Here is a 13,782-nt window from a genome sequence, read left to right as displayed (position 1 = left end):
TTGTCACTTTTGGCCGCATGAAATATCAATCATCCAGAATCCAGTGGCATCAACGCAACCCGATTTCGCGATCGGACCGCTAGCATGGGCCACCCCCACCTCGTTGTGCCGTTCCATGGACGCCCGTACCACCCTCCCCCTGCCCGACACCTGCGATACCGCGCCGCGTGCCGAATTCCTGCGCGGCCTGCGCGCCGCCGTGCCGGTGATGATCGGTTTCATTCCCTTCGCCCTGGTGCTCGGCGCGCAGGCCGCCCAGAAAGGCCTGAGCGCACTGGAAGTGCCACTGATGACGGGCCTCAACTTCGCTGGCGGCTCGGAGTTCGCCGCCGTCGAACTGTGGACCTCGCCACCGCACATCGCACTGATCGTGGCGATTACCGCACTGGTCAACAGCCGCCATCTGCTGATGGGCGCCAGCCTGGCCCCACTGCTGCAGCACCTGCCGCGCCGGCGGGTGCTGCCGGCGTTGTTCTTCATGTGTGACGAAAGCTGGGCGATGGGCGTGGCCGATGCGCGCCGCCGTGCGCTCGGCTTCAGCCTGGCCTATTACCTGGGCGTCTCCGCGGGCCTCTACACCGTCTGGGTGGCCTGCACCGCGCTGGGTGCGATCGTCGGGCCGCTGCTGGGCGACATCCACGCCTACGGCTTCGACATGGCCTTCCCCGCCGTGTTCCTGGTGCTGCTGCGCGGCATGTGGCAGGGCATGAAGGCCGCGCGCCCGTGGCTGGTCAGCCTGGTCGTGGCCGCCGGCACCTATCTGCTGATCCCGGGTGCGTGGTACGTGGCCAGCGGCGCATTGGCCGGCCTGGCCGCCGCCTGGCTGCTGGCGGAGGACGCAGCATGATCTTCAACGGCCTGATCCACTGGTCCTCGGTGCTGACCATCGTGCTGATGGCCGCCGCCACCTACCTGACCCGCATCGTCGGCTTCCTCGCGCTGCGCAACCGCACGCTGGGCAAGCGCGCGGTGACGGTGATGGAAGCCGCGCCGGGCTGCGTGCTGATCTCGGTGATCGCTCCGGATTTCGTCGCCGACAAGCCCGCCGACCTGGCCGCGCTGGCGATCACCCTGCTGGCCGCCACGCGGCTGTCGATGCTGCCGACGGTGCTGATCGGCGTGGCCTCGGCCGGGCTGCTGCGCTACCTGATGGGCTGACTGCGGTGCGCCGGGCAAAGGCCCGGCGCTGGCCAGTCATCGCAGCACCGCCTGTACGCGCGCTGCCGTCAGGCGCTGCTGCTGGCCGCAAGCAGGCACAGGCTGCGCGGCGGCAGGGTCCAGGCACCTGCTTCATCCGGCTCCAACGGCGTTTCGTCGGTCTGCAGGAGTACGCGCCGGAACGACAAGGCTTCATCCGACACACTGAACCGCTGCGGCTGGTCTCCGGCGTTCAACAGCAGGGCCAGGCTGACATGCCGCCCGGGCTCGCGCAGGCCGCTGTCCGGGCTGCGGCCGTCCAGCACGATCAGCAGCGCACGCAGCCCTGCGTCATGCCAGTCCGCTTCCTCCATGCTGCGGCCGTCAGGATGCCGCCAGTCGATATCGCGCAGGCCCAGCGCTTCATCGTATTCGCCGCGCAGGAACCGGTTCCTGCGCAGCAGGCCATAGCGTCGGCGCAGCGACAATGCCCGGCGTACGAACGCCACCTGCGCCTGTGCAGCCGGCGATGCCGCACGCTCCCAGTCGATCCAGCTCAGCGGGTTGTCCTGGCAGTAGGCGTTGTTGTTGCCCTGCTGCGAATGGCCGAACTCATCGCCGGCCAGCAGCATCGGCGTGCCCTGCGCGAGCAGCAGCGTGGCCAGCAGGTTGCGCATCTGCCGCGCACGCAACGAGAGGATCGCCGCATCATCGGTGTCGCCCTCCACACCGTGGTTGCTGGAGAGGTTGTGCGAGTGGCCATCGCGGTTGTCTTCGCCGTTGGCCTCGTTGTGGCGATCGTTGTAGCTCACCAGATCGTGCAGGGTGAACCCATCGTGCGCCGTCACCAGGTTGATGCTGGCCGAGGGCCGCCTGCCATGATGTTCGAACAGGTCGGCCGAGCCGGTGAAGCGCGTGGCGAATTCCGGCAACTGGCCGCCATCGCCGCGCCAGAGCGCGCGCACCGTATCGCGGAAGCGGTCGTTCCATTCCGCCCAGCCCGGCGGGAACTGGCCCAGTTGATAGCCGCCCGGGCCGATGTCCCATGGCTCGGCAATCAGCTTCACCTGGCTCAGGACCGGGTCCTGGCGTACCGCATCAAGGAAACTGCCCGAGGCATCGAAGCCATGCCGCTCGCGGCCAAGGATGGTGGCCAGGTCGAAACGGAACCCATCCACCCGCATCTCGGTCACCCAGTAGCGCAGCGAGTCCATCACCATGCGCAGCGCGCCGGCATTGGTCAGGTCGAACGTGTTGCCGGTGCCGGTATCGTTGATGTAATAGCGGCGATCATCGGCCAGGCGGTAGTAGCTGGCATTGTCGATGCCCTTGAAGGACAGCGTGGGGCCCAGCTCATTGCCTTCGGCGGTGTGGTTGTAGACCACGTCCAGGATCACTTCGATGCCGGCACTGTGCAGCCGCGCGACCATCTGCTTGAACTCGGCCACGGTGCCCAGCGACAGGTAGCGTGGCTGCGGCGCGAAGAAGCCGATGGTGTTGTACCCCCAGTAGTTGCGCAGCCCGCGCTCGAGCAGCTGCTGGTCATCCACGTAGGCATGCACCGGCAGCAGCTCGATGGCGGTCACCCCCAGATGGCTGAGGTGGTCGACCACCGCGTCGTGGCGCAGGGCAGAGAAGGTGCCGCGCTCGGCCTGCGGAACACCGGGGTGCTGCATGGTCAGTCCGCGCACGTGCGCTTCGTAGATCACGGTCCGGTCCCAGGGCGTTGCGGGTGCACGTTCGACACCCCAGCTGAAGGCCGGATCGATCACCGCGCAGCGTGGCATATAGCTGGCGCTGTCGCGGCGGTCGAAACTGAGATCGCCATCGCGGTGGCCCAGGGTGTAGCCGAACAGGTGCGGCGCCCACTTCAGCTCGCCGACGATCTGCTTGGCGTAGGGGTCCAGCAACAGTTTGTTGGGATTGAAGCGATGCCCCTCCTCCGGCGCATACGGGCCGTGCACCCGATAGCCATAGCGTTGCCCGGGCCGCACGTCCGGCAGGTAGCCGTGCCAGATCTCGTTGGTGTACTCAGGCAGGACGATGCGCTCGACTTCACGGTTGCGCGCATCGAACAGGCACAGCTCCACCCGGGTGGCATGCCGCGAGTACAGCGCAAAGTTCACGCCCAGCCCGTCCCACGTCGCGCCCAGCGGGAACGGCCGGCCTTCGCGCACGCGCGAGGTCTGCGTCCACTTACGGCTGGCCATCGGTGCCCTCCTCGCCGCGCGCCGCGGCAATCTCGGCCTCCACCAGGCGCTCGGCCATGTGCCAGTGCCGCTGCTGCTGATCGTCCGGGCGCCCCTCCGCTTCCCAGATCTGGTGGGCCAATGCCTCAATCCGCTGCCGTCGTTCCCTGCTGTCCATCCCTACCTGTCTCCTCGTTGATCCATATCGCCAGCGGGCTGCCAGCCAGAAGCCTGCCCACGTCCGCGGTTGCGTTGAAATGTTCGATGCGCCCGTCCAGGAGGTTGCGCATGGGGCCTGTCGGCACACCGTGCAGTGCTACGCCGGTGCCGACGTCGTGCGCGGCGTGCAGGCTGGGCCCAGGCACGGCGGCGGGCGAACCCCGCCGCACGATCACCAGCAGCACCTGCGCCTGATGCCTGCGCGTGAACGCCAGCCACGGCGAGCGCGCAGGCGCGGACAGCGGCTGCAACTGGCCATGCAGGAACAGGTGCGGGTGCCTGCGGCGGCACTCCAGCAATTGCCGCAGCAGGAATGCCTTGATGCCACCGTCCCGCCAGTCTTCCAGCAGCGCGGGCCACCCGCGCGTATCGCGCAGCCACGCCTGCCGCGCTGGATAGTCCACGGCACGCCGGTTGTCCGGGTCCACCAGGCTCAGGTCCCAGCCTTCGCCGCCCTGGTAGAGGTCGGGCACGCCGGGCAGGCAGTGCTGCAGGCACAGCTGCGCCAGGCCGTTGCAGGCGCCGGCCGGCGCGATGCGCGCCACGAACGTCGCCAGCGCCTCGCGCACCGGCTGCAAGGGCGCTGCGTCCAGCAGCGCGTGCAGCCACTGCGCGGCGGCCTCCTCCACGGCCACATCCGGGTCTGACCAGCTGCTGACCCGCTTGCCCTCGCGCAATGCCTTGGTCAGCCATTGCACCATCCTCGAGGCGAAGTCGGTGCCAGGGGCACCGTGCATCGGCCATGCGGCCACGAGCGCCTGCCACAGTGCGTAGGCCTCGGCACCCGGCAATGGCATCGGCGCGCCGGCGCGGGTCAACATCCGGTTCCAGCGCCGCACAGCGTCCCGCCATTCGAACGTGCAGGTACTGAGAACCGCCAGCCTTGCCCGGCTGTCGGCGCCGCGCTTGTGATCGTGGGTCGCAAGCGCAAGCAACGCCCTGGGATGGCGACGCAAGCGCGCGGCGGCGTGTTCCAGCAGCGCGCGCCCCTCCATGCCCAGCCGCTGCGGATCACTGCCGACGTCGTTGCGCGAGAGCAGCCTGAAATAGCGATAGAACCCGGTGTCTTCCACCGACTTGGCATTCAACGGCGCGGCCAGTTGACCGAAACGCGCACGCAGCACGCGCTCGGCCTGCGCCTCGCCGGCAAGCGCTGCCAGCAACAGGTCCAGCGCCGCGCGTGCGGCACCGTCCAGTGCCTGGCGCGCTGCGGCGGAAGCGTCCGCCAGCGCCTTTCGTTCACCCGCCCCCTGCAGCGAATAGGGCCGGTAGGTGCGGTAATGCCCCAGCACGGAAGCCAATGCGCGGGCCAGCGCAGCCACTCCGATATCGGCTTCGGCCATCCGCGGCTGCAGGACCTGCTGCGCGCTGCGCAGCAGCCGCTGGAAGTCGGCATGAAGGCCCTGGCGCAGCAACATGGCGCGGGCGTCCTGCTGGATCCGGTCGAAGCTGCGCGGGTCACCGCCCAGCGCCTGCCACGTGCGCGAGAGCGCGGGTGCAGCCGCCGGATCGTGCAACCAGGCACCGGCCTGGTCCATGAAGTCATAGCCGGTGGTGCCGTCGCAGGCCCAGCCGTCGGGCAGCTGCTCGCCCTCGGCCAGTATCTTCTCCACATGCAGGCTGACGGTCTGCGGGTCACGACCGCCGGCCGCGCAGGCGGCGTCGAGCGATTCACGCAGGCGCTGCAGGTACGCGCCCGGGCAGGACAGGCCATCCACGTGGTCGATGCGCAGGCCGTCCACCCATCCCTGGCGTACCAGCCGCAGCGGCAGCGCATGCACTGCCTCGAACACATCCTCGCGCTCCACCCGCAGCGCTGCCAGTTCGTTGATATCGAAAAAGCGCCGGTAGTTCACCTGATCGCCGGCCGTGCGCCACCAGGCCAGACGGTAGTGCTGCCGCTGCAGCAGCGTGTGCAACCGTTCAACGCTGCGGTTGCAGCGTTCGGCCCACGCCGGCCACTGCGCGGGTTCCAGCGGATGGCTGCGCGGCGACAACGGCAATGCCAGGCCATGGTGGCGCAGCACGGGCCGCGCGTTGTCCACCACCACGCGCACCACGCCGTCGCGTACCGCGTCGTGCAACGGCCGGTCCAGTACCGGCAGCCAGAGCCGGCCCTCGCAGCCCGGCGCCTCCCACTCGATGTCAAACCAAGCTGCGTGCGGGCTTCGAGGCCCGTGCATCAGCACATCGCTCCACCACTGGCTGTGCGGGGACGCCGCCAGGTGGTTGGGCACGATGTCCAGGATCAGGCCCATGCCGTGCGCGCGCGTCACTTCCGCCAGCTGCCGGAAGCCCGCTTCACCGCCCAGTTCCGGATTGATGCGAGCCGGGTCGATGCCATCGTAGCCATGCGTCGACCCGGACACCGCCGCAGCGATCGGTGACAGGTAAAGGTGGCTGACGCCCAGCGCGGCGTAGTACGGCACCTGCGCGGCAGCCGCCCCGAGGTCGAAGCCTGCGTGCAGCTGCAGGCGCGCGGTGGCACGCAACCCCGTCATTGCCCGGCCCTGCGGCGCGTGGCACTCAGGCGCGCCACGCGCGCATCGGCCGCGTCAGCATCCCACGTCGGCGGCAGGCGGCGGCGCCAGTTGGGATGGCCGCCGACGGTGCCTGGCAGGTTCACCTGTGCGCGACCGCCCAGCGCGTCTTCCAGCGGCAGCAACGCCAGCCGGGACGCCGCGTGGGCGACCAGAGACAACGCCCTGGCGTCCAGCGGCGCGCCCTCGCCGCCAACCACCGCAGACAGTGCCTGCGCGTCGCTGGCACGCGCGCGCAGTGCCGCTGGCAGATCCGCCAGCTCACCCAGGCGTGCGCGCCAGCGCAGGTCACGCCCGCGCAGCCAACCGGCCAGCGGTGGCAGGTCATGGGTGGAGGGCATGGCCACTGCATCGCGGCGCCACTGCGGCGCCGGCAGGAAGCGCGCGCCGTTGCGGGCAAACGGCAGCACCTCGATGCCCAGAATGCCCCGGGCTGCCAGCCGCTGGCGCATGCCCGGCGGAACCACGCCCAGGTCTTCGCCGATCAGCACGCAGCGATGCCGCCAGGACTCCAGCACCAGCAGGTTGATCAGATCATCGAACGGATAGCGCAGGTACACGCCCTGCCCGGCGTCCGCGCCACGGGGCAACACCCACAGCCGCAGCAGGCCCAGGATGTGATCGATGCGAAGCCCGCCGCGGCCGGACATCACGGCGCGCAGCACGCGAAGGTAGGGGGCGAAGCCCTCGCGCAGCAACGCCATCGGTGACCAGCTGGTGATGCCCCAGGCCTGGCCGAGCGGATTGAACGCGTCCGGCGGCGCCCCCAGCTCAAGTCCCTGCAGCAGATCAGCACCCCCGGTGCGTGCCTCCACGCCCTGCGGCGCGCAGCCCACGGCCAGGTCGGCAATCAACCCGATCAAAGCGCCCTCGTCGCGCAGCGTGGCGTGTACCTGCGCCCAGCCCTGCTGTGCCAACCACTGCGCAAACGCATGGTCGTCCGCGCTGCCGGTGAACCGGTCGGCGGCATGCTGGCAATAGTGCCGCAGCGGATCGCCCTGCATGGCACGCCAGGTTTCGATCTGCGCGTGCTGCGACGGTGCCTGCGCTGCAACCCATTGGCGAACCTGCCGTATCCAGCGCCACTTCACTGCCGCCGAGTGCGGCCAGTCGATGCGACGTGCGGCAGTCCCCGCTTCCACCGCCGCCGCCAGCGCCTCGTCCCCGCCCAGCACGCTGTTGGCGGCATCGGGCAATACCTGCGGCAGGGAGACCTGCAGCGGGTCGAGCCAGCGCCGGTCGCTGGGCGAATAGGGGCTGTAGCCTGGGCCCGGTGGCATGCCCGCGTGCAGCGGGCTCAACGCCAGTGCGTCGCCGCCGTGCCGGTGCAGCAGCTCGCTCCATCGTGCACAGCCGGCACTGTCACCGATGCCGGCATCACCGGGCGCGCGCAGGCTGTAGACCTGCGCCGACAGGCCCCAGCCGCGCAGCGTGCCCCGCGGCCACCAGGCACGCTGTGGCGCCACCGCAACCGCCTGTTGCTGGTCGCCCCGGCGCCACTGCCAGTAACCCGGCTGGTCCGGCACGCGCCAGCGGCCCTGCGCATCGGCACGGGCGGGCAACGCTGCGCCCTGCTCATCCACCCAGCACGCTGCGCCGGCTGCCTCCGGCATCACCAGCAGCTGTCCGCAGCAGGCCGTGCGCAGGCCAGCGTGCTCGGGCACCGCCTCGCACTGCAGCCCCTCCAGCACGGCGCGCAGCACGTCCGGCGCGACCTCGCGCGCGGCACCGGCCACGTCGGTCCAGCGGACCAGCAGGCCCGCACGGCGGGCCGTCTCCCGCACCGCTGCATCCGTATTCATGCGGCGACCCAGCAGGCCAGCACGCCGCCGCCTGCCGGCAGCATCCCGGCCGCGTCCGGCCCCACGACGCACTCGCCGGCCGGCACCGCATGCTCCACCGGCACAGGGCCCACGTTGATCGCGATCCACCATTGGCCCGATGGCAACTGCCAGCCCGCCTGCACCGCGCCTTGGCCAAGCAGGCGCGCGCCCAGCGACCGCGCCTGCAGCAGGCCCGGCTGCAGATAGCGCCTGCGCAGGCCGAGGAATTCACCCGAGCAGCGCAGCCAGTGCTGCGACCAGGGATCATCGCCGGGCGGCGGCGTGTACGACGCCTGCAGGGTCGCCGCATCGTTCGGGTCCGGAATACGCGCGCGCGCGGCGGCGTCGGCAAAGGCGCTGAAACCAGCGAACTCACGTCGACGCCCTTCACGCACCGCCTCGTCCAGCGGCGGCGCGTAGTCGGTGAAGAACAGGAACGGCGATTGCGCCTGCCACGGCTCGCCCATGAACAGCAGCGGGATCATCGGCGTCAGCAGGGTCAGCGCCAGCGCCGCGCGCAGCGGCGCAGGATCGGTCAGCATCGACAGGCGCTCGCCGAAAGCGCGGTTGCCCACCTGGTCATGGTTCTGCGCGAATACCACAAAACGCGCGGGCGACAGGTCGGCGCTGGGTTCGCCGCGGGGATTGCCGCGCAGGTCCGGTTCACCCTGCCAGGCGAATCCCTCGGCCAGGCAGCGCGCCAGCAGTGCTTCGGCGCGACCGGCATAGGCCGCGTAATAGCCTTCCTGCTCGCCGGTCAGCATCACGTGCAGCGCATTGTGGAAGTCATCGTTCCACTGCCCCTGGTAGGCGCCGCGCAGCCATCGCGCCTGGTTGCGCTCGTTCTCCAGCACCAGGTGCGCGTGCGGGGCCACCGCACGTACCTCATCGGCCAGCTGCTGCAGGAAGCGGTCATCGTCAATGGCGTGCACCGCGTCCAGGCGCAGGCCATCGAAGCCGTAGTCGCGCAACCACATCAGCGCGTTGTCGATGAAAAAGCGCCGCACCCAGGGCTGGCAGAAGTCGATGGCCTCGCCCCACGGCGTGCCGCGGTCGTCACGGAAGAACCCGCGCGCGTAGTCGCGCAGGTGGTTGCCCTGTGGTCCGAAGTGGTTGTAGACCACATCCAGCAGCACCGACAGCCCTGCATCGTGCGCCGCTTCGATGAAGGCCCTCAGCGCTGCCGGCCCGCCATAGGCATGGGCCGGCGCATACGGGAACACGCCGTCGTAGCCCCAGTTGCGCTGCCCGGGAAACTGCGCGACCGGCATCAGTTCAATGGCGGTGATGCCCAGCGCGGCCAGCATCGGCAGTTGCGCGGTCAACGCCGCGAAGCCGCCCCCGGCCTCGATATGCACCTCATAGATCACCAGGTCCTGCCAGGCATGCCCCTGCCAGGCAGGCCGCGCTGCCTCCGTATCCAGCACCACCGCGCTGTCGCCGTCGATGCCGTCCGGCTGCCAGCGCGAGGCCGGGTCGGGCACGTCCTGGCCAGAAGGCAGGCGGAACCGGTAGCGGTCGCCATGCGATGCCGGTACTCGCAGCCAGTGGCAGCCGTCCGGGTCGCGCTGCATCGGCCGCTGGGTGCCTTGCAGGCACAGCGCCATCGTCCTTGCGCCCGGTGCCCACACGCGGAACTCCACCCCGTCACCGGCCACCGGCCAAGCGCCCAGGCGCGGGGCCACTGTGGTCATGCATCAACCTGCAGGTAGAGCGTGGACAGCGGCGGCAGCGTGAGCCGCAGCGACTGCGCGTGGCCGTGCATCGGCCTCGGCTCGGTATGCACTGCGCCGAGGTTTCCCGCATTGCCGCCACCGTAATACGCGCTGTCGGTGTTGAGCCGTTCGCTCCAGCGCCCCGGTTGCGGCACCCCGACCCGGTAGCCGTCGCGACGCACCGGGGTGAAGTTGGTCACCACCAGCAGGGTGCGGCCGCTGCCGGCAGGATCCCGGCGGATGAAGGCGTAGACGCTGTTGCGACTGTCGTCCGCCACGCTCCAGTCGAAGCCGCGTTCGTCGCGTTCGTCGCGATGCAACGCCGGTTCGGCGCGGAGCACGTTATTGAGGTCGCCCACCAGGCGCGACAGGCCCTGGCCCTCGTTGCTGGCCGCCCGTGCCCAGTCCAGTGCCGCATCGTGCGACCACTCATGGCCCTGGCCGAACTCGCCGCCCATGAACAGCAGTTTGCTGCCCGGGTGCGCCCACATGAAGCCGTAATACGCGCGCAGCTGGGCCAGCCGCTGTGCCGGCTCGCCCGCCATCTTGGCCAGCAGCGCCCCCTTGCCATGCACCACCTCGTCGTGGGACAGCGGCAGCACGAACCGTTCGGAGAAGGCGTAGACCAGGCCGAAGCTGATCTGGCTGTGGTGATGCGAACGATGGACCGGATCGCGCCCCAGGTACTGCAGGGTGTCGTGCATCCAGCCCATGTTCCACTTGTGGGTGAAGCCAAGCCCGCCCTCCTCCACCGGCGCTGTCACCCCCGGCCACGCGGTGGATTCCTCGGCGATCACCAGCACGTCCGGGAAGCGCTCCCGCAGCGTCTGGTTCATCCGCCGCAGGAAAGCGACCGCCTGCAGGTTCTCGCGCCCGCCCTGCTCGTTGGGTACCCACTCCCCCTCGGCACGGCTGTAATCCCGGTACAGCATCGACGCTACGGCGTCCACGCGCAGACCGTCGACATGGAAGCGCTCCACCCACTCCAACGCACTGCCGATCAGGTAGGCGGCCACTTCGTTGCGGCCGTAGTTGTAGATCAGCGTGTCCCAGTCGGCGTGCACCCCTTCGCGCGGGTCGGCATGCTCGTACAGCGCGGTGCCATCGAACCCGGCCAGGCCATGCGCATCGTTGGGGAAGTGCGCGCTCACCCAGTCCACGATCACTCCCACGCCGGCCTGGTGACAGCGGTCCACGAAGCGTGCGAAGGCCTGTGGCGTGCCATGGCGTGCCGTCGGCGCGTAGATCCCCAGCGGCTGATAGCCCCAGGAACCGCCGAAGGGATGCTCGCTCACCGGCAACAGCTCGATATGGGTGAAGCCAAGACCGGCCACGTACGGAATCAACCGGTCGGCCAGGGCATCCCAGTCCAGCGGCGCACCATCGTCGCTGCGCTGCCAGGAACCGGCATGCACTTCGTAGATCGACAGCGGTGCGCAGGTTCCGGCCAGGCGGCGGGCCGCCAACCAAGCATCATCGTGCCACTCCATTGGCCCAGCCGAAGGCACCCGCGATGCGGTCGCCGGTGGCAGCTCGGCCCAGCGCGCCATCGGATCGAACTTGTCGGGCATCACCCGGCCGTCGGCGCCGACGATGCGGAATTTGTAGCGGGCACCGGCCTGCACGCCCGGCAGGAACAGCTCCCACACGCCGGCGGTGTGACGCAGCCGCATCGGATGGCGTCGGCCGTCCCACCCGTTGAAATCGCCAACCACGGCGACCCGCTGGGCATTGGGCGCCCACACCGCGAAGCGCACGCCCGCAATGCCCTGCACCTGCATCGGCACCGCACCCAGCTGCCGCGCCGCATCGGCATCACCGGCATGGAACCGCTGCAGCAGGGCTTCGTCCAACAGTGGACCGAACGCATAGGCATCGTGCACCTGCTCCACGCCCTGTTCGAAATGCAGGGCAAGCAGCGGTATCGCCGCGTCACCGGCCGCGCCCTCGAACAGGCCGGGCAACGGGCCAGGGGACAGGTTCCAGCGCCGCCCATCGTCTGCAATCACCTCGACGCGCTGCGCATGCGGCACCAGCACGCGCAGCTGGCGTCCGCCTTCTGGCTGGCGATGCGGGCCCAGCCAGGCGAATGCATCGGCCGGGCGCGCGTGGACGAGGTCCTGCAGCGCCGGGGCGATACGCTGATCCAATCCCGTCTCCGTGATCGCTTCATCCTCCAGGGCGGCCAGATGCAGGCTGTCGTGGCTCATGCGGCCACCTGGCAGGTCTGCTGGTACAGGGCCAGATACGCGCGACCGGCCGCATCCCAGCCACCCGGCCGCAGCATGGCGGCGCGGCGCATGGCCTGCAGCAGGCCGGGCAGGCGGAAGGTGCGCATCGCCCGCTCCACGCAGCGGCGCAGGCCATCGGCATTGGCGCCGTGGAACAGGAATCCGGTCACGCCATCCTCGACGGTATCCACCAGCCCGCCGGTCGCGTGTGCGATGGGCAGGCAGCCGAAGCGCTGCGCGTACATCTGGCTCAGCCCGCAGGGTTCGAAGCGTGAAGGCATCAGCAGGAAGTCGGCGCCGGCAAACATCTGGCGGGCCAGCGCCTCTTCGAAGCCGATGAATGCGCCCACCCGTCCGGGGTAGCGCCGGGCCAGCGCCTGCACCTGCGCTTCCACCTGCGGCTCGCCGCCGCCGATGATGACCAGCTGGCCGCCGGCCGCCACGATCTGCGGTGCCACGTCGCAGGTGATGTCCAGGCCTTTCTGGTGCACCAGGCGGGAGACCACCGCGAACAGCGGGCCGGTCGACGGCGCCAGCCCGAACGCCTTGCGCACCGCATGCGCGTTGGTGGCGCGCCCGGTCCATTCGCCGATGCCGAAATGGGCCTTGAGGTGGATGTCGCGGCGTGGATCCCAGCTGGCGTCGATGCCGTTGACGATGCCACTCAGGTGTCCGCCGGCCGCCCGGCGCGCCAACAGGTCATGCAGCCCGCAGCCGTCATCCGGGGCGGTGATCTGCTGCGCGTAGCGCAGGCTGACCGTGTTCAGCCGCGTGGCATTGGTGATGCCGCCCTGCAGGAACGACATCTGCCCGTGGAAGTGCAGTTCATCCAGGTGTTCGGCCGGCACGCCCAGCACCGGCGCAAGCGCGTAGGGGAACAGCCCCTGATAGGCCAGGTTGTGGATGGTCAGCAGGGTCGGCACGGCTGTCCGGTCCCAGCGTACGTAGGCGGCAGCCATGGCCACCGGCCAGTCATTCAGGTGCAGCAGCTGCGGCGCCCAGTCCAGCCCGGCGCGCCCGGCCGCAATCTCCGCAGCCGCATGCGAAAGCGTGGCGAAGCGGACCGCGTTGTCTTTCCACTCCTGTCCCTGCCCATCCACGTAGGGCGAGCCCTCGCGCTCGTACAGCCCAGGCGACAGCAGCACGTAGATAGGAAGGCCGTCGGCCTGCACCGCCATGCCGATCGTGCACGCGGGCAACCCGGCTCGGGCGCTGACCCGCCCCACCGGTCGCAGCTGTGGCAGGCGCTGCAGAACCTCCGGGTAGCCGGGCAGCAGCACGCGCGAATCACATGCACCGCGCACCGCACGCGGCAACGCCGCGGCCACATCGCCCAGTCCGCCGGCCTTGATGAAGTCGGCCATCTCGGTGGCGACGAACAGCACGCGCTGCACCAGTTCTGGGAGATCCAACGGTTGCGAGTGGCCGCGGCGAGTGCCGATCGGCACGGGCGTGAGCGGAGAGATCGCAACGGGTGAAGCGGACTGGGCGGCGCGGGCCATGGGGATGATCTCGGATGCTTCAGGCAGACAGACGCCAGCGGCGCCCGGACGGGCGCTTGTGCTGGGAAGGAAGTCGACGCAGGACGTGGGGGACGTCAGCGAGAGGCTCAGGACGACAATAGCCCTCCATGCGATCAATCAACCGTGAGGCCATGGCGATTTCTTTGTGACAAGGCGTCATGAGCTCAGTACACATGACAGGCGCCCGCCTCCTGCCCGTGTCTCTCATGTAGAGCCGAGCCCGCGCCCGGCTGCCGGCAATCCCGTTTGCCCCGTGAGCCGAGCATGGGCTCGGCTCTACAGGGATTCTTCCTGCGACACCCGGTCGCAGGCCATCGAGCGACGCGCTTGACCAATGTCAAACCGCCCGCCGCCGCGCGGGCGTATTTCTATGCAGGACCCGAACACGCCGGCACTGCCGGCATC

At 69.7% G+C, this 13,782-nt stretch carries 9 protein-coding genes; 2 read left to right on the top strand and 7 right to left on the bottom strand.

Annotated elements, in window-relative coordinates; all coding sequences use genetic code 11:
- The first annotated feature begins 115 nt into the window (after positions 1-115).
- Positions 116-847, top strand: coding sequence for an AzlC family ABC transporter permease (locus AC5P5W_RS15060; protein ID WP_032959953.1), 732 nt, complete (start codon positions 116-118; stop codon positions 845-847).
- Positions 844-1,158, top strand: a complete 315-nt coding sequence (locus AC5P5W_RS15055; protein WP_014647378.1) for an AzlD family protein — start codon at positions 844-846, stop codon at positions 1,156-1,158. The genes AC5P5W_RS15060 and AC5P5W_RS15055 overlap by 4 nt, the downstream gene beginning before the upstream one ends.
- A 68-nt stretch (positions 1,159-1,226) precedes the next feature.
- Here AC5P5W_RS15055 and glgX read toward each other — a convergent pair whose 3' ends face one another.
- Genes glgX through glgA form a run of 7 tightly spaced genes read right to left on the bottom strand, consistent with a single transcriptional unit; the run spans position 1,227 to position 13,356 of the window.
- On the bottom strand, positions 1,227-3,347 hold the full coding sequence (gene glgX, locus AC5P5W_RS15050) for a glycogen debranching protein GlgX (RefSeq protein ID WP_049404293.1): 2,121 nt from the start codon (positions 3,345-3,347) through the stop codon (positions 1,227-1,229).
- Positions 3,334-3,504: a DUF2934 domain-containing protein gene (locus AC5P5W_RS15045; RefSeq protein WP_014647380.1), complete on the bottom strand. Its 171-nt coding sequence runs from the start codon at positions 3,502-3,504 to the stop codon at positions 3,334-3,336. The genes glgX and AC5P5W_RS15045 overlap by 14 nt, the downstream gene beginning before the upstream one ends.
- Positions 3,473-6,046: a malto-oligosyltrehalose synthase gene (treY, locus tag AC5P5W_RS15040; RefSeq protein WP_197575297.1), complete on the bottom strand. Its 2,574-nt coding sequence runs from the start codon at positions 6,044-6,046 to the stop codon at positions 3,473-3,475. The genes AC5P5W_RS15045 and treY overlap by 32 nt, the downstream gene beginning before the upstream one ends.
- Positions 6,043-7,887: a 4-alpha-glucanotransferase gene (locus AC5P5W_RS15035; RefSeq protein ID WP_197575296.1), complete on the bottom strand. Its 1,845-nt coding sequence runs from the start codon at positions 7,885-7,887 to the stop codon at positions 6,043-6,045. The genes treY and AC5P5W_RS15035 overlap by 4 nt, the downstream gene beginning before the upstream one ends.
- Positions 7,884-9,602: a malto-oligosyltrehalose trehalohydrolase gene (gene treZ / locus AC5P5W_RS15030; protein ID WP_197575295.1), complete on the bottom strand. Its 1,719-nt coding sequence runs from the start codon at positions 9,600-9,602 to the stop codon at positions 7,884-7,886. The genes AC5P5W_RS15035 and treZ overlap by 4 nt, the downstream gene beginning before the upstream one ends.
- Positions 9,599-11,833 carry a 1,4-alpha-glucan branching enzyme gene (locus AC5P5W_RS15025; protein ID WP_197575293.1) on the bottom strand — a complete coding sequence of 745 codons (2,235 nt, stop codon included), beginning with the start codon at positions 11,831-11,833 and terminating at the stop codon, positions 9,599-9,601. Before AC5P5W_RS15025 ends, treZ begins: the two co-directional genes overlap by 4 nt.
- Positions 11,830-13,356: a glycogen synthase GlgA gene (glgA, locus tag AC5P5W_RS15020; RefSeq protein WP_080354736.1), complete on the bottom strand. Its 1,527-nt coding sequence runs from the start codon at positions 13,354-13,356 to the stop codon at positions 11,830-11,832. The genes AC5P5W_RS15025 and glgA overlap by 4 nt, the downstream gene beginning before the upstream one ends.
- Positions 13,357-13,782 lie beyond the last annotated feature (426 nt).

This window comes from Stenotrophomonas sp. YJH_SMC_123 (assembly GCF_059368215.1).
This window is presented reverse-complemented; position numbering and strand designations above follow the sequence as displayed.